This is a genomic window from Clostridium yunnanense, from assembly GCF_016595795.1.
In the GTDB taxonomy this organism is placed as follows: Bacteria; Bacillota; Clostridia; order Clostridiales; family Clostridiaceae; genus Clostridium_AR; species Clostridium_AR yunnanense.
This window is the reverse complement of record NZ_JAENHN010000011.1, coordinates 24,553-48,234: the sequence shown is the minus strand read 5'-3', so window position 1 is coordinate 48,234 and position 23,682 is coordinate 24,553. Positions and strand designations below refer to the sequence as shown.

The window sequence follows — 23,682 nt, the reverse complement described above, 5'->3', positions numbered from 1 at the left end:
AGGGCCGCTTTCGCTACCTTTAAAAGGATTGGTAGCGAAAGCGGCCGCATATTCTTGGCATATTGTCAAGTGATAATCTGAAAATAAAAAAAAGACCCACACCACGTATTTGTGATGCAAGTCTTTTCTTAACTTAATGACATTGGGCAATAGCCTTGGTACTTTTTCTTTTGAAAAATATCATAAAAAACTCAGTGAGTATATAATTAGAATGCTATAGACATATAATACAAAAGCTTTAAAATAAGAAGGAAAGTTAAAAATATAGTATTAATAGTACTTTGTACAAAATAAATATGGTGGTGATAATATCGATAATCATTTATTTAAAATAGTACCAGTTCGGTATATGATAGACTAAAAAGAAAAAATGAACTTCACTCTATAGGGCTTATAAACACCCTTAAGTTAGAAAAATATGATGAAGCTAATATTAGTTCCTTATCTGCGGTAGTAACTTCAAATAACAGAGATGCAAAAAGGTTCATAAATATGATTCTTGTAAAAGTCACAAGAGAGGAAGATATATCAAAGCTAAAGGAACATAATACATCTATAACTCCTGAGTGTATGGTATATAAAAATCATGTGGCAAGAGCAATTGATCCAGAGGTTTATAAAAGGCCTTATATAGGGGCAGAGGCTTATATATTACTACATGAAAAGGTGGAAGCTACAGCACTTAAAGCGTTGCTAAAGGAAAAAGAATCTTTGAGTAACGATAACACCTTTATTGAACTTAATATGAGACTAGGAGAGCTTAAAGAGCTACAATTTCATATAATAGAGATTATGAATTTGGTGATTCTGTAGGAGAAGAATGTATAAACACCTTTTTATCAGAATTGGAAAAGCTAAGAAAAAGTAGTATTGTAGACTACGAGGACAATGTAAAGAAAGCCAAATAAAGAGATGAGTCTGAATTTAGAGAATACTTTATATCAAAGACAAGTGGAAATATAAGTGGTGCAAGGAAAAAAGCGGAGGAGAAAACTTCTATAAAGAAATAACTAGATGTAGAAAATCTGGAGGAATGTAACCATATATTTTTAGCTATTAAAAATCTATTGATTGAAGAAGAAGAGATATTTATTTAAAAGAAACTTTTCGGAGCTTCAAAAAGATTTGAAACTATAGAAGGAGAAGCACTAAGGATTCTACCCTAACCTTAGAGGAATTTAATGTAGTAAGCAATCCAAGTTATGTATACTTTAAAGGAAATGCAGTGATTAAACTAAAATCAGCAGCCTTAGACAGATCAGAACTAAAATACCGCATAGGAATAAGCTCCAAGGAGTTAAGTGATATCGAAAGCATTGAGATAAATGCAGCTAAGATAATAAGTATAGAGAACTTAACTACCTTCAACACCTTTAATGAGACAGGTTTTCTCTATATATTTAGGAGGCTTTCATAATAATACCAGAAGAGAACTGCTACAAAAACTGAAGAAAAGCAAGCACTCAAAAGAATTTTATTACTTTGGAGATATAGACTATGGAGGTTTTAAGATACTTAGAAACCTAGTAGAGAAAACAGGCATAAACTTTGTTGCCTACAACATGAACCTAGAAACCTTAAAGCAAGGAAGAAACTACTGCGAGTCACTAACCTTAATTTATAGAAAAACCTTAGAGGAAATGTTAGAAGATGATTTACTGAATTTGGTGGCTATATTACTTCGATATACTATCATTAATAATGAGAAAGATTAGACAAACATAAACAATTAATACTTACATTTGGAATTAATACTATTTACAGTGAACTATAATAAATCGAGTGATTAGGAGAAATTAAATGATTAATGAATATACCATAAAGCATTCTAAAATGAAACACACAAAAAGCACTATATTAATAGCATTAATAATGATTGTTGTTTCATTTTATTGTGGACTTGAATTAATAAGTTTAAAAACTGCATATGGGCGATATCTTCGATTTACTGATCTATGCGAAATAATTATTAACTTTTTCATAATATATTACTTTTCCGTATTTTTACATGAAATGGGACATCTGATAGTATATAAAATATATAGATATCCTATTAAACTATTTGTTGTAGGTCCCTTTGTCTGTGCAAGAGAAGAGGTATCTTTTAAAATTAAATTTAAAATTACACCACTAGTATTAGGTGGATCTGTAATGATTGATTTAAATAATGTACTGACAGAAAAACTAGAATATAATACTTTCATTAAATCTATTAAAAGAATGTTATTAGGTGGTGTACTAGTAACAGGAATACTTGTAATAACTGGTATAGGGCTTATATTCTCTCAAAGTTTTAGAGAAACAGGAATTATTTTAGTTCTTTTAAACGTTTCTTCAGTGTTATCTTCAATGATAAAATTTGGGAACAGTGCTGGTGATTTAATATTAATAAAATATTTAAATAAAAATCCCCAAAATATGATTCCTTACTTTGCAGAAAATTTACGATTAGAATATCCAATAAATAAATATTGCATGCAAATTATAATAGATTATATAGATCAAGCATTAAAGCAAAGAGAAATCAATAGTTTAACATTAAATTTAATTGACGCATTTTTAGAGTACAATCAAATAGAAAATAAAAATTTTACTGAAGAAACTTTAAGGTTTCTCAATTGGTTGGTAAATAGTTTTGATGAACTAATACTGACAAAGTCAATTGCTATTAGAGTAGCAGCAATCAATTTAATAAATAGGATAGATGATTTTAAGACTGTTAAAGAAAATACTAAAAAAATAACATCTATTAATAGTTATAAAGTAAAAAAACATCCCTTATATAAAATTTATATTGAATTTGATAGTTATGCAAAAAAACAATGCTAAGTAGTTTTTAAATCATGGTTTAAATGAATATTTATATATGAGCTCATGCTTTCTAGCATGATTAATCTTATCAGATTTTTCGATAATAAGGTCTCTAGGTTGTGTTAAGAATTTCTTGTTAAGATGTATCTTATGATTGTATACACATGCATAAAGATTGTAGTTAGCATTCAGAGGAAACGCACTAAAATATCTTATATGTATATTTATAATCAAACACTCACAAATAGTTCTGAGAGGCAAATTTCTATAATTTCATAAATTCATTTTCCTACAACTTATAGTATAATATTCATATTAGAGGTGATAATGATTATGAAAATTATAGAGGTAGTAGCAGCAGTTATAAAACATGATAATAAAATATTTACTACACGTCGTGGTTATGGTGAGTTTGAAAATATGTGGGAGTTTCCAGGTGGTAAAATTGAAGCTGAAGAAACAAGAGAAGACGCTCTTATTCGTGAAATAAAAGAAGAATTAGAATTGGATATTACGGTTTCTACATATATAACAACAGTGGAGTATGACTATACTAACTTCCATCTTACAATGCATTGCTTCCTATGCGAAGTTTGTGGAGGAAAGCTGCAATTAAATGCACATAATGCTGTAAAATGGGCATGCTTGGAAGAACTAGACAATCTTCATTGGGTTCCTGCGGATATTTTAGTTGTAGAAAAACTTAAAGAAATATAAAAATTAATTTTAGCTATAAATATGATCATCCTATCATCACTCACTAAATATTTAAAATCTGAAGAATAACTAAGGGCAACTCCCTTTACATATATATCACTGATTTCAACGCAATGAAAGATTTTCTTCTCACAGGAAGCTTTTTTATTGACGGTGGAGTTAAAACATCTTACTTTTATGGGTCATTAAAATCAACAGAATATTAAAGTAAGCTTAACTTATATCCTATGAGTTTTACAGTACATTTACAAATCGTCCCATTGCAGACGGGTCAACAACTCAGGTGCTTCTGGCCATAGATGTGGGAAGTAAGGATACGGTAGATCAGATTATTAGAAATGCACTTAAAAATGGTGTAACACGCTATTTGGAGCCATCAGATGAACGATGGATGTATTATGATCGGTTTACAGATCTAGATGACCATCAATGGGAAGTAATGTATGCTGATGAGTCACTTATTAAATATTAGATAGTTTGAATTTCAGTAAAAGCATACCGGTGAGAAGCTGTCAATTCTTGTTTAAATGAAGGTATTCTACTTAAATATTTAAATATATTCCATTGATCTAATCATGCTAGCTACTTCTTAATAAAGCTAAAGACTTTTTAGGGCATACTGAAACACAGCGAGTACAACGCATACAAACATTGTGTTCAATATTCCAACTCTTTGGATCTTCTTTAAAAACTGAAATAGCCTCAACAGGGCATACTTTCTCACATAAACCGCAATAAACACATTTACTACTGTCATTCCTAATATGTCCTTTAGCTTCACTTATTTTCCTTAAGATTTTTAACTTAGCGATTTTTCTTTTAAAGTTCATAATAATACATTCTCCTTTTAATATAAGCGATTCTTAGAAATTTCAAAAAAACCGATTATACTCTTTCTTTTTCTATTTATTTTTAATCTAAACTAGAATTCTTTCACTTTATATTTACTCCCTTAAAAGTGATATCATAAATTATGTTTCCTGGAAACATAATTTATGATATCACTTGTCCTATTTCAATGTCAACACAATTGAAACCATTACTTTTATATAGTGTTTTAAAGGATTGGGTGAAAATGATTCGATTTAGACCATGTAAACAAACATACATACAATGCTTGTATCTAAGAATATTTGAACAAATCTAATATCTGTAATAACGATATAATAAAGATATGCTTTGATAATAAAGTTATTTTATCAGAATTAGTTATGATAATTAATACAATTGAAGGAAACTTGCAATCAATATTTCACAAAATGCGGATTCTTGTATATGGAAATACATAAAAAATGAAGGTTGTCCATTTTTATATTGCATAGAATGGTTAGTGATTGTAAGTTTATATATCTTTTTACCATGAAAATAAGTGTTAGAACTATGAAATTTGAAGTTTTAGTAGACGCCTTTGAGAAGATTTACTTCTGCAGAGGAACTATAGAATAGAGTAGTAGAAATAATAGAAACAAGTTATTTAAGAGATAAAGATACTTAGCCAAGCTTATTCCAAACTCATTGGCGCATAAACATTGTATTTAAAAGCTGGGTATATAACTTCATTCACCATTTTGCTTTCTTCCTTATTGGAACAATACGCCTTTATAGAAAGAGTCTTTGTCATCATCTGGTCATAGACAACACTGGTTTTTATGGCGATATTAGCACTTCTTAAAATATCTGCAAACTCTTTGCCACTGTGCATGTTGTCTGCTGTGATATCAAATATATAAAGTTTTTCCTTCTCGGATTTCTTAACTGCAAGTCCTGGAATTAACGTCCCGATAAATGTTGCAGCACATATAGCCACGATACTTAATATACCCTCTGATTTTGCCATCCTCACAACAGCAATCATGTATATAGTTGTAGATAGCGCAGCTAGTAAGCTAGAAAAGAAGAACTTTCCTCTGGCTAGATATATATTTTTCATTGTGCCCAGAGTGTTGTCCAGTAGTTTTAGTAAAAATACTATTAAAATTTCCATTTTTCCTCCTAATTTTTATTAAATAAAAATAAAAGACCCTTGCAATAAAAATCACAAGAGCCAAATAATATCTTATATTTATGGATAAAATTGTTTTGCGCCGTAAGGCACATTCTTCTGTAACTATCTTAGTATATCACAAAAAGAGCATCTTGTATACATCTACATTTTTACAATATATTTGAATAACTGTTTCTTTGCTCTGAATTATAGAGTTTCAACAATAGTTATTAATTTATACATGCCAGAAAATCTCTAAAAACCGATATTTTTGGGCAATAATAAATTAAATATCCGTAGAGGAACCCCATATTTACATTTACAATCAATAATGATATATTTTAATATATAAAATGGAAATAAGGTGCTGAGATGAAATATGCCGATTTGCATATACATTCTAATTACTCTGATGGGGTATTAAGCCCTTCAGAAATAATACATATCGCAGAACAAAAGAACATAAATACTATTTCTATTACGGATCATGACTCTATATGTTCACAATTCGGTTTAAAGGATTGTGAGACTTCGGTTAATATTGTGCCAGGAGTTGAGATAAGCACTATCTGCAATGATTCGGAGCTACATATATTAGGCTATTTTATAGATATCAATAATGTTGAACTTAACGATGCTATGAATAAGCTTAAGGACATAAGATTCGATAGGATAAGGCAAATAATATCAAAGCTGAATGAACTTTCTGTAGACATAAACATACATGACATTGAATGTTGTTGTAAGGATACTGCTGGAAGGTCACATATAGCTAAGATCCTTGTGGAAAAAGGCTATGTAGATAATTATAAAGCAGCTTTTAATAATTATCTTATAAAAGGTCGTCCTGCTTATGTAGAAAGATACAAATTTAATTATACTGAAACCTTAAGCTTGATAAGAAAAGCTGGTGGAATTCCGATTCTAGCTCATCCAGGAAAAATCTATAGAAATATAGATGTGGAGAAGGTAATTAAAAGATTAAAGGATTATGGTCTTTGTGGTGTAGAGGTTTTTCATCCTAGCCATTCAGGGATGCAAGTAAATAAATTTTTTAATCTTTGTAAAAAATACAAACTTTTAGTTACTGGTGGAAGTGATTGCCACGGAGTGTGCTCAAATGATGGTAGTAATTTAATTGGACAGTATGGAATTGATAAAGAATACTTAGATAAGATTATTAGATTTTATAATAAATTATAAAGGTGGGGTATCATGACATTATCAAAAAAAATAGAAGCTTTAACGCCTTCTATAACATTATCAATAACAGCAAAAGCAAATGAAATGAAAAAAACTGGGGTGAACGTAATAAGTTTTGCAGCAGGAGAACCAGATTTTAATACTCCTAAGAATATTATTGATTCTGCAATTAGTGCTATGGAAAATGGGCACACTAAATATACACCAGCATCAGGACTCTTAGATTTAAAAAAGGCTGTATGCAAAAAGTTTTTAGATGACAATGGATTAGAATACTTACCTTCACAGGTTATTATATCAAACGGAGCTAAACAATGCTTAGGAAACTTATTTTTAGCTTTATTAAATCCTGGCGATGAGGTGATAGTACCTACACCTTACTGGGTAAGTTATCCTGAACTTATAAAGATAGCAGATGGAGTTCCTGTTTATGTACAATGTGAAGAGGAAAATGACTTCAAATACACTATAGAAAAATTAAAGCAAAGTTTAACAGCAAAAACAAAGGCTTTATTACTGAACTCTCCAAACAATCCTACTGGAACTATATATTCTAAAGAAGAGTTAGTAGAAATAGCTAATTTCGCCAAAGAAAATGATCTTTATATAGTATCAGATGAGATTTATGAAAAACTAATATACGGTGGAGAGAAACACTTTAGTATTGCAGCTGCATCAGAAGATGCTTTTAATAGAACAATAGTCATAAATGGACTGTCAAAAACATATGCTATGACAGGGTGGCGAATAGGTTACGCTGCTGGTCCAGAAAACGTAATAAAGCTAATGTCTAGTATACAAAGTCATATGACATCTAATCCAAATACTATAGCTCAGTATGCCGCTATTGAGGCGTTAAATTCTCCTGTAAAATTAGTAGAGGATATGGTTTGCGAATTTGAAAAAAGAAGAAATTATATGGTAGATAAGCTAAATGAGGTAGAAAACATAAAAATAATCAATCCAAATGGAGCTTTTTATGTAATGGTAAATATATCATATTATTTAAAAAAGAATTTTGGAGAAACTATAATTGAAGATTCGAAGATATTCTCTGAACTTCTGTTGGAAGCTAGTGCTGTAGCCACTGTTCCAGGTATAGCTTTTGGACTTGATGACTATATTAGATTATCCTATGCCACTTCTATAGACAATATAGAAGAAGGTGTAAAAAGACTAAAATCTTTTATAAATAAACTAAAATAACCAACTTGTCCAAAACTTATTGATATTTTGTCCAAAAATTATTATAATGTAATAGTTAATGATATAAAATATAATTAAAGAGGTGGATATAATGGTAACTAAAGAAGTATTAGTTAAAAATTCAACTGGTTTACATGCTAGACCAGCAACATTATTAGTAAAGAAGGCATCATCATTTAAGTCTGATGTTAGCATCGAATTCAATGGAAAGAAAGCTAACGTTAAGAGTTTAATAGGAGTTCTTTCTTTAGGCGTAACTAAAGATGCTAACATAAAAGTAATAGCTTCTGGAGATGACGAAACTTTAGCTGCTGAAGAAATCGTTAAATTAATCGAAGGATTAGACGAATAATAAAAAAGGTTCCGAAAGGAACCTTTTTTATTTATGTTCAGCAACTTTTTTTGAAATTTGTTTTACTTCTTAGTAATACAACTATAAGGTTAACAGCACCAGCAAATACCAAAATATAAATTATTCTTTCGATATAGCAGTTGCCTAGAGATATTAGCTTAACTAGATTAAAATTAAGCAATCCTATTAACCCCCAATTAATTGCTCCTATAAGTACTAATAGAAAACTTAGCTTGTCGATAAGACTTAGCTTGTACACAATTTTCAACTCCCATCAAATTAAATTCCCATAGTATATATATTAAAATAAATGATAAAATATACCTGTAAAAAAAGAAAAAATATGATATAATACGAATGATAACTGTATTTTTTGACATTTTATTCGCAGGAGGAAAGAAAATGAGAAATTTGTATAGCACACCTTTAAATTCAAGATATGCATCTAAAGAGATGTCATATTTATTTTCTGATGATATGAAGTTTTCTACTTGGAGAAAGCTTTGGGTAGTACTAGCGGAGAGCGAAAGGGAATTAGGTTTAAATATCACTGAAGAGCAAGTTAATGAGCTCAAGGAGCATATATATGATATAAATTACGATGAAGCAATAAAGAAAGAAAAAGAAGTAAGACATGATGTTATGAGTCATGTATATGCGTACGGATTACAATGTCCTAGTGCTAAGGGAATAATTCATCTAGGAGCAACTAGTTGTTATGTAGGGGATAATACTGACATAATAATAATGAAAGATGCTTTATTATTAGTTAAAAAGAAGCTTATAAATGTTATAAATCATTTAAGTAATTTTGCAAATAAATATAAGGATTTACCTACACTTGGTTTTACACATTTTCAACCAGCTCAGCTTACAACAGTAGGGAAGAGAGCTACATTATGGATTCAGGATCTACTAATCGATCTTGAAAGTTTAGATTTTGTTATTGAAAAGTTAAAACTAAGGGGAGTTAAGGGAACAACTGGAACTCAAGCAAGTTTTATGACTTTATTTGATGGTGATGAAGAAAAAATAAGAACTTTAGATAAAATGGTTGCTGAAAAAATGGGGTATACTAGTAGTTATGCTGTAACTGGTCAGACATATCCTAGAAAAGTTGATTCTATAGTACTTAATACATTATCAGAAGTTGCTCAAAGTGCTTACAAGTTCAGTAATGACCTTAGACTTCTTCAAAGCATGAAGGAAGTAGAGGAGCCGTTTGAAAAAAATCAAATAGGATCTTCGGCAATGGCGTATAAGAGAAACCCTATGCGTTCAGAAAGAATGGGGGCTTTAGCTAGATACATAGTTGTAGATGCTTTAAATCCTGCTATAACAGCTTCTACTCAATGGTTTGAGAGAACGCTTGATGATTCTGCAAATAAGAGAATAGCTGTAGCTGAAGCTTTCTTAGCTTTAGATGGAGTTTTAAATCTTTATATAAATATAGCTGAAAACATGGTTGTTTATGATAAAGTAATATCAGCACATGTGTTTAATGAATTACCTTTTATGGCTACAGAAAACATAATGATGGAAGCTGTAAAAAGGGGAGCAGACAGGCAAGAAATGCACGAGAAGATAAGGGTGCATTCAATGGCTGCAGCTAGAAGAGTAAAAGAAGAAGGTTTAAACAATGATTTAATAGAAAGAATTGTTGCTGATGATAGTTTCTTATTATCAAAAGAAGAAATATACAACATAATAGACCCAATTAAATTTGTTGGTAGAGCACCAGGTCAAGTGGTTGAATTCTTAAGAGATGAAGTTTCACCAGTACTTGAAGCTAATAAAGAATTATTAGGTGTAGAAGCTCAAATCAATGTTTAGTAGAATTTAAATTAAAATTAAAAAGGTTAAGAAATCAAATTAGATTTCTTAACCTTTTTTTATTAATATCAACTTTACATAATGTTTAATATGTTATTATGAAAAAATTATTAAGAAGGGTGTCAGTAAAAAGTTCAGAGAAAATGATTCTCATTTATGAAATATATGAAAATATAGAAGTATATAAATATGAAGAAAGAAATAAGTTTAACTTTGGATGCTGGATGTTAGTTGAGATCATTTAGAAATAAAATTTGTTTATAAGTTAACGGATTAAGAGAAAGCCTAAAATTTTAAGTATATATTAAATATATGCATCATTAAAAATCTTTAAGTATTAAGAAGTTGTTATTAATTGTTCAACATATGTTATAAATGATTATTTGAATTTTAGCAAAATTGTATGATTAATTTGTAGAAAAATAAGATTTTTAGAAATTATATAAGATACATAGTAATGATTTTAAAAATTCTCCGTAGAAATTTTTCATCAAAATCGACGATTATTTTTAATAAAGATTTCATTGACAAAATATGTAGTTTCGTGACTGAAAAATAAAATTTTGCTGACAAATTAAAAAATATCTAATAAAGTGATTAAATTAAAATTATTTCAAACTTATTAAAATTTAAAGTGAAATCATCAATTATATAAATAAGTTTAAGGGGGCTGAGTGATAAATGATAATTTATATGATTAAAATCAGTAAAAACTCTTAAAAATGCGTAAAATTAATTTCGCTAAATGCTAATTTAGCGAAATTATGCTATAATTTCAAAGGGAAATATGGTATAATTTAATAATCACATATGATTAAGGAGATTTTTTAATGAAATATGATATAAAAGCAATTCAAGCATATAATAACTTACCAAATTCAGTTATAGATTTTTTAAATTACTTAGAAACAATAAAAGGTAAATCAGAAAAAACTATTGCTGGATATAAATTCGATTTAACAGTGTTTTTTAGATTTATAAAATTATATAAAGGATTATGTAATCCAGAAATTGATTTTAATGAAATTCCTTTAACGGATATAGATGAAAACTTCTTAAGAACTATAAAACTTACTGATCTATACGCCTTTATGAGTTTTGTAGAAAAACAAAGAATCAATGGAACTTACGCTAGAGCTAGAAAGGTTGCTGCATTAAAATCTTATTTTAAATTTATCTCTACAAAGGCAAAAATTCTTACTGAGGACCCTACTGTAGAACTCGAAACACCTAAGATAAGTAAAAGACATCCAGTATACCTTACATTAGATCAAAGCATTAATTTACTTAATTCCTTAGATCAGAAAAATAAAAACTACTTAAGGGATTACTGCATTTTAACATTATTTTTAAATTGCGGATTAAGATTATCTGAATTGTGCAATATTCAAGTTGATAAAATAAAAAACGACACTCTCACTATAATAGGTAAAGGTAATAAAGAAAGAACTGTGTATTTAAATGAAGCTTCTCTAGATTCTATCCAAAAATATATCGCTGCAAGAGATTCTTCTAAATGCGATGCAGAAAACAAAAAGTTCTTATTTCTTTCTTCTAGAAATAAAAAAATTGATAAAAGAACCGTTGAAATCCTTGTAAAAAAACATATTACAAATAGCGGATTAACACAAGACAAATACACTCCTCATAAGCTGAGGCACACTGCCGCTACCCTAATGTATAAGTACGGCAATGTTGACATAAGAAGCCTTCAACAGATACTAGGTCACGAAAGCGTTTCAACTACTCAGATATATACTCACATTGATGACGAAGGCTTAAGAGAAGCTGTAAATTCAAACCCACTTTCAAAAATAAACAAATATAAATAGAGCGTTCAAAATGAACGCTCTTCTACTCTCTTCTTTTAATTTTAATAAGACCAGGATAAACTTCTTCAGTTAGTTTTTGTATACTAACCTCATCATCTAATATATCTTGCAAGTCATCTATGTATTCTATATGATCCCAAGCGTCTTCGTATTCTTCATCTTCATAGATTACTTCTTCACTCTCAACATCAACGCCGTCTAGGTCTAAATCATCATAATCATCTTCATCTAACTCTATCAATTCTTCTTCAACAAAATCATTTTCATCGACGTTTCTAGCTATATCTTCAATCTTAATAGCTTTTAGGTCTACCCCTTCGTTTTCAAGGCATTTTCCGCAGTTATCACATACCTTGTTAGGGAAAATATCACATAACTCATCTGCTAGATTACCGTTTGTATTCATTTCTTCTCTCCTATCCTAAAGATTATAATATTAAGTTTACATTGCATAAGATATTGCTTACATAGATTATTGACTGTACAAATTAACTTATTCATTTATATATAGGAAATTTAATAGTTTTTTCTGAAAGTATTTCCGCTCTATTTTTAACTATTAATTTATAACAATCCTCAATTATCTATTTTTTACAATCTTAACTCAATAAAATAAAACACAAAGTTATAGTTCTACTAAAGTATACTATTCTACTTTGCGTGCGTTGTCAATATTATATATTAATATACCCAGTAATTATATCAAATCTTAGCAATAATATCAATAAATAGAGAACGTTCGTTTGATTACTACTACCATCTGTGATATAATCAAGTTAATTAGATTGAGAGGTGTAAGTTATGCTTGAAAATACTAAACAAAATGAGATATATGAATTCCTGAAAAATTATACTGAAAACAAAGGATACCCACCTTCAGTAAGAGAAATTTGTGAAGCTGTTTCATTAAAGTCAACATCAACTGTTCATGGTCATCTTAAGAGATTGGAAAAAAAGGGTTTAATAAAGAGAGATCCTACTAAACCAAGAGCTTTAGAAATAGCTGAGTTATCTACTCCTAGAAAAGAAATGATACATATTCCTATAGTTGGTAAGGTAACTGCAGGTGAACCAATACTAGCAACTGAAAATGTAGAAGATGTTTTTCCTATGCCTATAGACTACATCAAACATGATAATGAATTATTTGCTTTAAGAGTAAGCGGTAGTAGCATGGTGGATGTTGGTATTGAAGATGGTGATCTTGCTATAATAGAGCAATCTAGTCACGCTAACAATGGGGAAATAGTTGTCGCTTTGATAGAGACAGAAGCAACTATAAAAAGATTCTTCAAAGAAAATGGCCATATAAGATTACAACCCGAAAACAAGACGATGGATCCAATAATAGTTGATGACTGCGCTATCTTAGGACGTTTAGTTGGGTTATTCAGATCATATTAATTTACATACAAAACTTCTAAAACCATTTAAATAGCTAGGTTTAGCTAGTTTGAAAATTTTATAGTTTCGTAAATAGTAAAAAAGAACGGTTTAAACCGTTCTTTTTTTATTATCCTATATTAGATAAAGCAATTAATATACCTATTTTCGCATGATCAAAAGTTAAACCACCTTGCAAATATGCAATGTAAGGTTCTCTAATTGGAGCGTCCGCGGATAATTCAATTGATGAGCCTTGTATAAATGCTCCTGCAGCCATTATAACTTGATCGTTATATCCTGGCATATCCCACGGTTCGCATTCAACAAAAGAGTCTACAGGTGATCCTTTTTGGATTCCCTTACAGAAATTAATTAACTTCTCGGGATTATTGAATTTTATAGCCTGGATTATATCGCTTCTCTTTTCATTAAACTTTGGTAAAACTTCAAAACCTGCAAGTTCCATGATTCTAGCACAGAATACAGCTCCTTTTACAGCCTCAATAGCTACATGAGGTGCAAGAAATAAACCTTGGAACAATTGTCTCATCACTCCAAAAGTAGAACCACACTCTCCTCCTATTCCAGGTATAGTTAATCTGAATGCTGCTTGCTCTACATAGGCACTCTTCCCTGCTATATATCCACCAGTAGGTGCTATTCCTCCACCTATATTCTTTATTAGGGAACCAGCTATTAAATCAGCTCCAACATCTGTTGGTTCAATAGTATCTATAAACTCTCCATAGCAGTTGTCCACAAACACTATAACATCTTCTCTAATTGATTTAACAAGCTTTATAGCTTCTCCTAGTTCTGCTACAGAAAAAGAATTTCTCCAGCCATAACCAGTGCTTCTTTGCATATGTACGACTTTTATGCTTTTATCTTCTTTTAACTCTTTTTCTATTAAGGCAAAATCAAATTTCCCTTTTGAAGTCAAATCTGCTTGTTTATAATTAACACCATACTCTTTTAAAGAACCTATGTTTTCATTTCCGCTTATTCCAATAATATTATGTAAAGTATCATACGGCTTACCACTTACAGTAAATAGAGTGTCATTAGGTCTAAGATTGCCGAATAAAGCAGCTCCAATGGCGTGAGTTCCATTTACAAAATGTGGTCTAACTAAAGCACTTTCTGTATTAAATATTCTTGCATAAACCTTATCTAAAGCGTCTCTACCTACATCACCATATCCATAACCAGATGAATTAGTAAAATGTGTGTCGCTTATTCGCTCTTCTTGAAGTGCGTTAAGTACTTTTAATTGATTAAATTCTCTTATTTTATCATACATATCAAATTGCTCTTGTACATCTTCAATAGCCTTTTCATAAAGAGCAAAGGTATTTTCGCTAATATTGTAGCTTTTTCTTAAAAAATCTTTTGTAATATCAAACATGTATAAACCTCCAAATTTATCCTAACACAATAAAATTTATGTTAACACATAAATAAAAATTAGGCAAACAATTTGTTTGCCTATGCTAATACTTATAAATTCTCATCAACTTGTGGTGTATTAAATAGTATTGGCTTTGCTGGGGTTACTGTAGTTATCGCATGTTTATAAACTAGCATCTGTTTTCCATCTGAATCTAGAACAACAGTAAAGCTATCAAAACCCTTTACAAAACCTTTCAATTGGAATCCGTTAACTAAATGTATTATAACTAAAATCTTATTCTTTCTTGCACCATTTAGGAAAATGTCCTGTAAATTATTTGTTGACTTGTTCATAACCGTAACCTCCAAATTTTCTTAATCTTATATATTATTATAATGCTATTAAATATTTATGTCATCAACTATTTTGCTTATTATTTCATCCTCAGACAATCTATCCTTATCTAAATAAACAACTCTAGGATCTTTTCTAAACCATGTAAGCTGCCTCTTGGCATAGTTTCTACTACCTTGTTTTATCATCTCAATAGCTTTTTCTAATGTTATTTTATCTTGTAGATAGTATAAAATCTCCTTATAACCTATACCCTTCATCGATTGCATCTCTGGAGTAAGATCCATATCCATTAGCATCTTTACTTCATCAATTAGTCCATTTTCAAACATAATATCTACTCTTTTGTTGATGCGATTATAAAGCTTCTCTCTATCCATGGTCAAAATATAGTAAGAAAGATCATAATCACATTGGTAAATCGATTCTTTTTCTTTATACTCACTAAACTTTTTTCCTGTAGTTTTGTATACCTCAAGAGCTCTTATAACTCTTTTTCTATTATTGAAATGGATACTTTCATAGCTTTCCATATCAATAGCTTTAAGCATCTCATGAACATATTGGTTACCATGTTCGTCAGCCAAAGTTTCTAGATAAGCTCTATATTCCTCATCTTTTTTACTTTCAGTAAAGCTTAAATTACAGATTATTGAATCTATATATAAACCAGTACCACCAGCAATTATAGGCAATTTCCCTCGGCTGTATATATCTTCAATGTAGTTTTTTGCTAGAGCCTTAAAATCTGAAACACTAAATTCTTCTTTTGGATGAACTACATCAATCATATAATGTTTGACCCCATCCATCTCAGCTTCCGTAACTTTTGCAGAACCTATATCCATATATCTATATATTTGCATTGAATCAGCAGATATTATCTCGCCATTTAGCTCTTTTGCTAATTTTATAGATATATCAGTTTTTCCAACTGCAGTAGGTCCTCCAAGCACTAATAATTTCTTTTTTTCCATAAGTCTATCCTTTATTGTATTCTTCTAAATTTCTTTTCTAATTCATTAAGCGTTAATTTAATTATTGTCGGCCTTCCATGAGGGCAATGAAACGGATCATCTATGAATCTAAGGGTATTTAGTAGTTCATACATCTCTTCAGTACTTAATAAATCATGTGCCTTCACAGCAGCTTTACAGGCCATTGTGGCAATTCTGTTGTACTTAACTTCAGTAGTTTTACCAGAACCAAGATTTTTTAAATTATCAATAATATCTAGAAGCAGACTTTTAGGGTTCAGTTTATCCAAGAAGTAAGGAACTTCCTTTAACAATATACTATTATCCCCAAAATCTTCGATAAGAAAACCTGCTTTTTCAAATATTGATTTATTCTCTAAAATGATCTCATAGTCGTCCATAATTAAATTTATTACGCAAGGTACCAGTAAGCTTTGCACCTGTATATGGGAGGCTTCAATATCTTTTAAATACTTTTCGAAAAGTATTTTTTCATGTGCTGCATGTTGATCAATCAGGTACATAGTATCGTCATACTCACCTATTATATAGGTTTTATTAAACTGACCTATTATTCTAAGGTTAGGTATTTTAGCATTACTCTTTTCTTCTACAGAGTTATAAGTTTTTTTAACTGAACTATCAGTTTCAACACTTTCAATATAAGATTGATTTACTTCTGGATAGCTATTAGCACCCTCAGAATTTTTGTTATCATCTGTTACATCTTCCTTATTAAAAGAAATTGGCTTCAGATCAACTGGTAAATCTACAACTTGTTGTTTATCTTCATAAGTTGATTTCTCTTCATTTTCTTTAATTATATAGTCATTTTGAGGCTTTTCATATGGATGATAAACTTTATCAAAATTATGAAAATCTATATCCAGCGGAATATTTTCCACCTTTTCCTCCTGAACTTGCTCTTCAGGCAATTTAAAAGACTCAAAAACATCATCTTTTAATGCTTTATGAACACTGTCGAAAGCAATCTTATATATACTTCTATCATCCTTAAATTTTATTTCAGCTTTTTGCGGATGAATATTAACATCTATAAGCTCAGGGTAAATATCAATAAGTAAAATAAAAAACGGAAACTTATTTACTGTACTGAAAGATTTAAAAGCATTTTCAACTGCTACAGTAGCTAATCTATTTTTTACATAACGCTTATTTACAAAAAGGATTTGGTTATTACGAGAACCCCTGCTTATTTCTTCTTTACCAATGTAACCATAAGCAGAAGAAGTATCTGTATGACCTTCAAAGTATATAAGGTTATCAACTATATTCTTGCCAAATATTGTTCTGATAGCATCTAACATATTGCCATTTCCATATGTATTAAATATCTTTTTTCCATTGTTATGATATTCAATAGCTATATCAGGATTAGCTATTGCTATTCTGCTAATTATCTCATTTATCAAAGCAGCTTCTCTAGATTGAGATTTTAAAAACTTTTTTCTGGCAGGAACGTTGAAAAACAAATCTTTTACTTCTATTTGAGTTCCGTTAGGCATACTTACCTCTTCATTTATAACGGTTTTTCCACCATCAATTTGAAGCATTCTACCGGTATCAAACTCTGTACTCTTTGATTTTATGCTTATATGTGATATAGACGCAATACTTGGAAGCGCTTCTCCTCTAAAGCCCAAAGTATTTATATTATAAACATCCTCAATGGTTTGTATTTTGCTAGTAGCATGAGGCAAAAATGCCTTCTCAATATCATCTGGGTGTATTCCAGCGCCATCATCAGTAACCTTTATAAGCGTTTCTCCGCCGTTTTCTATCTCCAAGACTATCTTATTAGCTTTAGCATCTATACTATTCTCTATTAACTCTTTAACCACTGAAGAAGGCCTTTCGACAACTTCTCCAGCAGCTATTTTATTTGAAGTACTAGTATCTAGTAGATTAATTCTTTTCAAATTATCACCACCTATAATAGCTCCTTAGCTCTTTTCACCAAATCGTACAATTTATTCATTGTTTCTAGTGGTGTCATAGACATAATATCCATTGAAGCTATTGATTTTAACAAAGTTTCTTTTTCTATGTCTGTAAAGTTCAGCTGCATTTGTGGTTCATAGAAATCTTCTTTTTGTTTTTTACTTTTACCAGGTTTAAGAGGTAGGTCAGAAGTCTCTTTAATTGTATCTACAGCTACTTCTAACGCCTCACTCTTATGAGTATTATTACTTGTAGCTACCCCGTCAAGTTTGTCATGAATTTTATTATCTTCAAGGGAAGACAATATCTCTTTAGCTCTATCTATAACCTTAATTGGTAATCCTGCAAGCTTTGCAACCTCAATACCGTAGGATTGGTCTGCACCGCCTTCAACTATCTTTCTAAGGAATATTATTGTATTATTTACTTCCTTAACTGCAACCGAAAAATTCTTAACACCCTTAATATCTTTTTCTAATCTAGTAAGTTCATGATAATGAGTAGCAAATAATGTTTTGCATTTTAAACTATCATCTTTTGTCATATACTCTATTACTGACCAAGCTATGCTTAAACCATCATAAGTACTAGTACCTCTTCCTACTTCATCGAGTAGCACCAAGCTTTTTCTAGTAGCGTTATTTAGGATATTTGCAACCTCCCACATCTCTACCATAAAAGTACTCTTTCCACCAGCTAAGTCATCCGATGCTCCAATTCTTGTAAAGATCTTATCACATACAGATATGTTAGCGAAAGACGCTGGAACAAAAGAACCTATTTGTGCCATTAAGGTAATTAAGGCTACCTGCCTCATGTAGGTAGATTTACCTGCCATATTAGGTCCAGTTATAATCAGTAGCTGCTCATCATTAACATCTAGTTTTGTGTTATTAGATATAAATTCACCTTTAGAAATCACCTGTTCTACAACTGGATGTCTTCCATCTTTAATATCGATCACATCTTCTTCGTTTATGAGTGGCTTTACGTAATTATTGTTAATAGCCACATTAGCTAATGAACATAAACAATCAAGCTCTGCGATTATTTTTGCAGTATGTTTCATTCTATCTATTTCTGCTTCAATTTTATCTCTTATCTCAACAAAGATGCTATATTCTAAACTTGTTAGCTTTTCTTCAGCTCCAAGAATCTTTTCTTCCATTTCTTTAAGCTCTTGAGTAACAAATCTTTCAGCATTTGCTAAGGTTTGTTTTCTTATATATCTTCCTTCGGGAATAGATGAATAATTTGCCCTAGATATTTCTATATAATATCCAAAGACTTTGTTATAGCCGACCTTTAGAGATCTAATACCAGTAAAATCTCTCTCTTGATTTTCTAAAGCTGCAATCCACTCTCTACCATGTATTTTTGCTTGTCTTAGCTCATCTACTTCTATAGAATAACCACTTTTTATTATATTTCCTTCCTTTACAGAAAGAGAAGGTTCATCAGCAATTGAAATATCAAGTAGCTCGCTGACATCTTCTAATTCATCTATACTGTTATAGAATTTCGAAAGCATAGATGAGTTACAGTCTTTTAGTAATTGCTTTAAATTTGGTATCTTTTGAAGTGATACCTTTAAGGATATCATATCCTTAGCATTTACATTAAAGTTAGCTATCTTACCGGTGATTCTCTCTATATCGTATATATCCTTTAGTGTTTCTTTTAGCTGTTCCATTAGATATAAGTTATTATGTAATTCCTCTACCCCACTTAGTCTATCTTCAATTAATGATTTTACTATTAGAGGCTGGTCTATCCACCTTCTGATTTCTCTACTGCCCATGGCTGTAGAGGTTTTATCTAGTACCCATAAAAGAGAACCTTTTTTTGTTTTCTCTCTAATGTTTTCTGTAAGTTCTAGATTTCTTCTTGAATTAGTATCTATAGTCATAAAATCTACTATTGAGTAGGTATCAATTCTATTCAAGTTACTCAAAGACATCTTCTGAGCATCAATAACATATTTAATTAAACCTATAGAACTATATAAAGAGAATGGATCTAGTTTTTTCTTTTCATCACCAAATTGAGAATATAATAAATCATTCGCATCTTCTTCAAAGTAGTTTGCAGGCTTTCTTGTGATTAAAGCGTTACAACTATCTGTTATAGCAGAAATTAAACTTGCATCTTCTAATATATTTAATATTATCTCCTTAGGAGAGAATTTTGATATCTCATCTAAAATAATATTTTCATTATATTGAAAGCTTGTGGTTAAAAAATCACCAGTAGATATGTCGGTTGTACTTAGTCCTACAGTGTTTTTTGATGCATTCACAAATATACACATTATATAATTGTTCTTAGACTCATCTATGTAATTGGAATCACTATATGTACCTGGTGTAATTATTTTTATAACATCTCTTTTAACTAAACCTTTGGCTAGTGCCGCATCTTCAACTTGCTCACATATAGCTACCTTAAAGCCTTTAGCTATAAGTCTTCCAATATATGAATTTGAAGCATGATATGGTATCCCACACATAGGAGCTCTACTTTCGAGTCCGCAGTCCCTACCTGTAAGAACAAGCTCTAATTCTTTTGCTGCAACTTCTGCATCTTCAAAGAACATCTCATAGAAATCCCCTAATCTGAAAAACAGAATGCAATCCTTATAATTTTCTTTTATCTCCATGTATTGCTGCATCATTGGCGTTAATCCCATAGTAAACCTCCTTAAACGAAAAAGCTCTTATAATAAGAGCTTTATACTTCTTCACCTACAAGAGAGAATGATTGTGCTTTTGTTATTTTAACATTTACAAGCTTTCCTACGCTTTCCTTGCAACCGTCAAAATTAACAAGTTTACCATTTCTAGTTCTTCCCATAAGTCTGTTTTCATCATTTTTACTTGTTCCTTCAACTAGAACTTCAACAGTTTTCCCTTCATAAGTAGAGTTCTTCTTTGCAATAATTTCATTTACTGCATCTACTAACTTATTAAATCTAGCATGTTTTACTTCATCTGATATTTGGTTTTCCATTCTGTCAGCTGGAGTATACTTTCTTCTAGAATATATAAAAGTGAAGGCTGAATCATATTCTACTTCTTTTACTAAATCTAGTGTATCATTAAAGTCTTCCTCTGTTTCTCCTGGGAAACCAATAATTATATCTGTAGAAATAGCAACATCTGGTATTTCTTTCTTTATCTTTTTAACTAATTCTATATACTGTTCTTTAGTATAACTTCTATTCATTTCTTTAAGAACTCTAGAAGATCCACTTTGAACAGGAAGATGTATTTGCTCACAAAGCTTATCACATTCCTTTATCGCCATTATAACATCTTCAGTAAGATCCTTTGGATGTGAAGTCATAAATCTTACTCTTTCAAGTCCATCTATTTCATTTATTCTTCTTAAAAGACCAGCAAAACTAAGCTCTTCTTCTAAGCCGTTACCGTAAGAATTTACATTTTGACCTAGTAGAGTTATTTCTTTATAACCTGCTGCAACTAGTTCTTTTATTTCTTTTTCAATATCCTCTGGCTTTCTGCTTCTTTCACGTCCTCTTACATATGGTACTACACAGTAAGTACAGAAGTTATTACATCCATACATTATTGTAACAAAAGCTTTTATATCGCTCTTTCTATCTATTGGAATACCTTCTACTATTTGCTCTTCTTTATTAACAATTTCTTTTACTTGAACCCCTTGTTGCTTTACTGTATTTAAATATTCAGGGAACTTATAAGCATTATGTGTTCCAAATATGATATCTACATAAGGGAACTTACTAAGAACTGTATCTGCCATATCTTTTTGTTGCATCATACATCCGCAAATAGCAATTATAAGTTCTGGTTTCTTTGCTTTTAGAGCCTTAAGAGCACCTAAGTTTCCAAAAACTTTATTTTCCGCATTTTCTCTAACACAGCAAGTATTAAAGATTATTATTGATGCATCATTTTTTTCCTCAGTACGTTCATATCCAATTCTTTTTAGCATACCTGAAAGCTTCTCAGAATCTTCTTCGTTCATCTGACAGCCCCATGTTTCTATATAATATTTATCCATTACGTTACTCACTATTTTATTCCTCCAATTATTCAATTCTTTAATATTATACTGAATTTGTGAAGATTTTTAAAGTGTTTATAGGTAAGTTTCACTAAATTAATTACATATATTGTGGAAAAAGTAATTAATTTAGGTCATATAATACAAATTCGCTAAAACTTATTGACTTCATTTTCTATTTTAGCCGATAATTATAAATAATCAAATTGTAATAATTAAATAATATTAAAATGGAGGCATAATATTTATGAAATATTTCATAAAGAAGAAAAATAAAATTAACATTGGAATCATAGGAACCTTTTAAAAGAATATTATAAAGAAATTTAGTTGAATAAATAAAATCCCTTCTTATTGGAATAATAAATAAGGAGGGATTTTTTATGTATGATCTAAAGCAAAATCAAGAAAGTAATGACACCTCTAAGGAAACAGACTTAAACAAAGAAAATGACTCAAGAAATATAGGTGACAGAGCATATTACAGAAGTCATTTAACTGACAGTGTATTATACACTAAGGCATCCTATGTTCCAACAGAATCCCTATTCTAAAAAAAATGAGCAATAAGGTAGTAGTTGCTACTTTATTGCTCCCAGATGCTTACCGTATTTACAAACTTGAAACCATTATTTAGGTAAAGCATTTTAGCTATTTCATTCTGTTGATCAACTCTAATATAAATACTTTTAATACCCCTATCATAGCAAACATTTATCAAATGATTAAGCAGATGTGTACTAAACCCTTTGCCTCTTTGCTCTTTTACAATACCTAAATTAACAATAAAATAACTGTCATTATTGAGTATTATTTGCCCATAACCTACATATTCATCATAACTTTTTATAAAAACAGATGCATTATCTAAATAATAGTCTTGGCACTGATCATAATATATATCATCTATTGTTAATGGTATTCTGCTATCATCTTCAAATATATTGTTTTGTAAGTTGCATCTTAAGTTCTCATCTTTATTATTTACCATAAAAGTAAATGATATATTATTAGGAACTTCTTCTATAGTTTTATTTTCAATGTTTTTTTCCATAAGTAATGTTTCACCAGATTTTTTAAACCCTAGTGTATTTAATGTAATATTACTTAAGGTATTATCTTCGCACTCATATATAAAGAGACCCTTAGAGAAGAAACCAGGTTTTACTGTATTTTCTTCTAAGGATTTTGATAAATCAGCTGTTCTATCTACTACAAAATCCTTTATCGAATAAGTTTTTTCATATATCTGCTCAAACCAAAAGTAACCCACAACTTTTTTGTTTAAATATATAAATCTAATATTCCTTAGAAGAAACAATCTTATGATTGGAGGCTTAGATTTATAGAATTTAATAAAACTATTATTAAAGGAATTAAAGCTTTTTGAGCTTTCAAATAAGTCAGTTAGTATATTTTTATCAAAGCAAAGTCTCTTAATTTTAATCATACCATTATGTCCTTTACATTATTTACCTAATAATATTTTAATATTGTTAGGTAAATAAATCAACTAACTATATTGAAATATGTTATCTAAATCTTTATTATATCAGTTTCTATTCCTTGGCTTAAAATAGATTACTTTTTTATATAATAAAATATAATGCAACAAATTCCTT

26 protein-coding genes are annotated in these 23,682 nt (G+C 30.0%); 15 read left to right on the top strand and 11 right to left on the bottom strand.

What is annotated here, in order from left to right; translation table 11 throughout:
• Window positions 1–492: 492 nt before the first annotated feature.
• From JHL18_RS05820 to JHL18_RS05795, 6 genes are all read left to right on the top strand, one after another.
• Complete coding sequence (locus tag JHL18_RS05820; RefSeq protein WP_200267083.1) at window positions 493–813, top strand: hypothetical protein; 321 nt, start codon at window positions 493–495, stop codon at window positions 811–813.
• Between the two features lie 412 nt (window positions 814–1,225).
• Window positions 1,226–1,417: a hypothetical protein gene (locus JHL18_RS05815; protein WP_200267082.1), complete on the top strand. Its 192-nt coding sequence runs from the start codon at window positions 1,226–1,228 to the stop codon at window positions 1,415–1,417.
• Complete coding sequence (locus JHL18_RS05810) at window positions 1,377–1,715, top strand: Wadjet anti-phage system protein JetD domain-containing protein (protein WP_243277809.1); 339 nt, start codon at window positions 1,377–1,379, stop codon at window positions 1,713–1,715. Before JHL18_RS05815 ends, JHL18_RS05810 begins: the two co-directional genes overlap by 41 nt.
• An 85-nt stretch (window positions 1,716–1,800) precedes the next feature.
• Window positions 1,801–2,829 carry a site-2 protease family protein gene (locus JHL18_RS05805; protein ID WP_200267081.1) on the top strand — a complete coding sequence of 343 codons (1,029 nt, stop codon included), beginning with the start codon at window positions 1,801–1,803 and terminating at the stop codon, window positions 2,827–2,829.
• Between the two features lie 315 nt (window positions 2,830–3,144).
• Entirely contained in the window at window positions 3,145–3,528 is a 384-nt protein-coding gene (locus JHL18_RS05800; RefSeq protein WP_200267080.1) for a (deoxy)nucleoside triphosphate pyrophosphohydrolase, read from the top strand.
• 301 nt (window positions 3,529–3,829) lie between these two features.
• Entirely contained in the window at window positions 3,830–4,000 is a 171-nt protein-coding gene (locus JHL18_RS05795; protein WP_200267078.1) for a VOC family protein, read from the top strand.
• A 106-nt stretch (window positions 4,001–4,106) separates the two neighbouring features.
• On the opposite strand, the gene JHL18_RS05790 is transcribed toward JHL18_RS05795, so the two are convergent.
• Complete coding sequence (locus tag JHL18_RS05790; protein ID WP_200267076.1) at window positions 4,107–4,358, bottom strand: NADH-quinone oxidoreductase subunit I; 252 nt, start codon at window positions 4,356–4,358, stop codon at window positions 4,107–4,109.
• Between the two features lie 493 nt (window positions 4,359–4,851).
• Here JHL18_RS05790 and JHL18_RS26180 point away from each other — a divergent pair, with 493 nt between their 5' ends.
• The gene (locus JHL18_RS26180) at window positions 4,852–4,974 is read left to right on the top strand and encodes a hypothetical protein (protein WP_274600937.1); all 123 of its coding nucleotides are present in this window, start codon (window positions 4,852–4,854) and stop codon (window positions 4,972–4,974) included.
• 55 nt (window positions 4,975–5,029) lie between these two features.
• On the opposite strand, the gene JHL18_RS05785 is transcribed toward JHL18_RS26180, so the two are convergent.
• Complete coding sequence (locus JHL18_RS05785) at window positions 5,030–5,512, bottom strand: hypothetical protein (protein WP_200267074.1); 483 nt, start codon at window positions 5,510–5,512, stop codon at window positions 5,030–5,032.
• 372 nt (window positions 5,513–5,884) lie between these two features.
• On the opposite strand from JHL18_RS05785, the gene JHL18_RS05780 reads away from it, so the two are divergent.
• The 3 genes from JHL18_RS05780 (at window position 5,885) to JHL18_RS05770 (ending at window position 8,273) form a co-directional block, all read left to right on the top strand.
• Window positions 5,885–6,715 carry a PHP domain-containing protein gene (locus tag JHL18_RS05780; RefSeq protein ID WP_200267072.1) on the top strand — a complete coding sequence of 277 codons (831 nt, stop codon included), beginning with the start codon at window positions 5,885–5,887 and terminating at the stop codon, window positions 6,713–6,715.
• Window positions 6,716–6,727: 12 nt separating this feature from the next.
• A complete protein-coding gene (locus tag JHL18_RS05775; protein WP_200267070.1) occupies window positions 6,728–7,921 on the top strand; it encodes a pyridoxal phosphate-dependent aminotransferase in 1,194 nt (397 codons plus the stop codon).
• A 91-nt stretch (window positions 7,922–8,012) separates the two neighbouring features.
• Window positions 8,013–8,273 (top strand): HPr family phosphocarrier protein, encoded by a 261-nt coding sequence (locus JHL18_RS05770; protein ID WP_200267068.1) that lies wholly within the window; start codon window positions 8,013–8,015, stop codon window positions 8,271–8,273.
• Window positions 8,274–8,310: 37 nt separating this feature from the next.
• Here the strand turns inward: JHL18_RS05770 and JHL18_RS05765 are convergent, their stop codons facing one another.
• The gene (locus JHL18_RS05765) at window positions 8,311–8,532 is read right to left on the bottom strand and encodes a DUF378 domain-containing protein (protein WP_200267066.1); all 222 of its coding nucleotides are present in this window, start codon (window positions 8,530–8,532) and stop codon (window positions 8,311–8,313) included.
• A 143-nt stretch (window positions 8,533–8,675) separates the two neighbouring features.
• Between JHL18_RS05765 and purB the strand changes: the two genes are divergently transcribed.
• The 3 genes from purB (at window position 8,676) to JHL18_RS05750 (ending at window position 11,938) form a co-directional block, all read left to right on the top strand.
• Window positions 8,676–10,106: an adenylosuccinate lyase gene (gene purB / locus JHL18_RS05760; RefSeq protein WP_200267064.1), complete on the top strand. Its 1,431-nt coding sequence runs from the start codon at window positions 8,676–8,678 to the stop codon at window positions 10,104–10,106.
• Window positions 10,107–10,204: 98 nt separating this feature from the next.
• Complete coding sequence (locus tag JHL18_RS05755) at window positions 10,205–10,351, top strand: hypothetical protein (protein WP_200267062.1); 147 nt, start codon at window positions 10,205–10,207, stop codon at window positions 10,349–10,351.
• A 585-nt stretch (window positions 10,352–10,936) separates the two neighbouring features.
• Window positions 10,937–11,938 (top strand): tyrosine recombinase XerC, encoded by a 1,002-nt coding sequence (locus JHL18_RS05750; protein WP_200267060.1) that lies wholly within the window; start codon window positions 10,937–10,939, stop codon window positions 11,936–11,938.
• A gap of 22 nt (window positions 11,939–11,960) precedes the next feature.
• Here the strand turns inward: JHL18_RS05750 and JHL18_RS05745 are convergent, their stop codons facing one another.
• A complete protein-coding gene (locus JHL18_RS05745; protein WP_200267059.1) occupies window positions 11,961–12,344 on the bottom strand; it encodes a hypothetical protein in 384 nt (127 codons plus the stop codon).
• A gap of 395 nt (window positions 12,345–12,739) precedes the next feature.
• On the opposite strand from JHL18_RS05745, the gene lexA reads away from it, so the two are divergent.
• Window positions 12,740–13,342, top strand: a complete 603-nt coding sequence (gene lexA / locus JHL18_RS05740; protein WP_200267058.1) for a transcriptional repressor LexA — start codon at window positions 12,740–12,742, stop codon at window positions 13,340–13,342.
• A 109-nt stretch (window positions 13,343–13,451) separates the two neighbouring features.
• Here lexA and JHL18_RS05735 read toward each other — a convergent pair whose 3' ends face one another.
• The 6 genes from JHL18_RS05735 to miaB all read right to left on the bottom strand — a co-directional run bounded on the left by JHL18_RS05735 (window position 13,452) and on the right by miaB (window position 22,057).
• The gene (locus JHL18_RS05735; protein ID WP_200267057.1) at window positions 13,452–14,732 is read right to left on the bottom strand and encodes a methionine gamma-lyase family protein; all 1,281 of its coding nucleotides are present in this window, start codon (window positions 14,730–14,732) and stop codon (window positions 13,452–13,454) included.
• Window positions 14,733–14,824: 92 nt separating this feature from the next.
• On the bottom strand, window positions 14,825–15,070 hold the full coding sequence (gene hfq, locus JHL18_RS05730; RefSeq protein ID WP_200267056.1) for an RNA chaperone Hfq: 246 nt from the start codon (window positions 15,068–15,070) through the stop codon (window positions 14,825–14,827).
• Between the two features lie 48 nt (window positions 15,071–15,118).
• Window positions 15,119–16,048, bottom strand: a complete 930-nt coding sequence (gene miaA, locus JHL18_RS05725) for a tRNA (adenosine(37)-N6)-dimethylallyltransferase MiaA (RefSeq protein WP_200267055.1) — start codon at window positions 16,046–16,048, stop codon at window positions 15,119–15,121.
• Window positions 16,049–16,059: 11 nt separating this feature from the next.
• Complete coding sequence (gene mutL, locus JHL18_RS05720; protein ID WP_200267054.1) at window positions 16,060–17,988, bottom strand: DNA mismatch repair endonuclease MutL; 1,929 nt, start codon at window positions 17,986–17,988, stop codon at window positions 16,060–16,062.
• 11 nt (window positions 17,989–17,999) lie between these two features.
• Window positions 18,000–20,699, bottom strand: a complete 2,700-nt coding sequence (gene mutS, locus JHL18_RS05715; RefSeq protein ID WP_200267052.1) for a DNA mismatch repair protein MutS — start codon at window positions 20,697–20,699, stop codon at window positions 18,000–18,002.
• Window positions 20,700–20,740: 41 nt separating this feature from the next.
• Window positions 20,741–22,057 (bottom strand): tRNA (N6-isopentenyl adenosine(37)-C2)-methylthiotransferase MiaB, encoded by a 1,317-nt coding sequence (miaB, locus tag JHL18_RS05710; RefSeq protein WP_200267091.1) that lies wholly within the window; start codon window positions 22,055–22,057, stop codon window positions 20,741–20,743.
• 386 nt (window positions 22,058–22,443) lie between these two features.
• Here miaB and JHL18_RS05705 point away from each other — a divergent pair, with 386 nt between their 5' ends.
• Window positions 22,444–22,614 carry a hypothetical protein gene (locus tag JHL18_RS05705; protein ID WP_200267050.1) on the top strand — a complete coding sequence of 57 codons (171 nt, stop codon included), beginning with the start codon at window positions 22,444–22,446 and terminating at the stop codon, window positions 22,612–22,614.
• 32 nt (window positions 22,615–22,646) lie between these two features.
• Here the strand turns inward: JHL18_RS05705 and JHL18_RS05700 are convergent, their stop codons facing one another.
• Complete coding sequence (locus JHL18_RS05700; protein ID WP_200267048.1) at window positions 22,647–23,510, bottom strand: GNAT family N-acetyltransferase; 864 nt, start codon at window positions 23,508–23,510, stop codon at window positions 22,647–22,649.
• Between the last annotated feature and the right edge of the window lie 172 nt (window positions 23,511–23,682).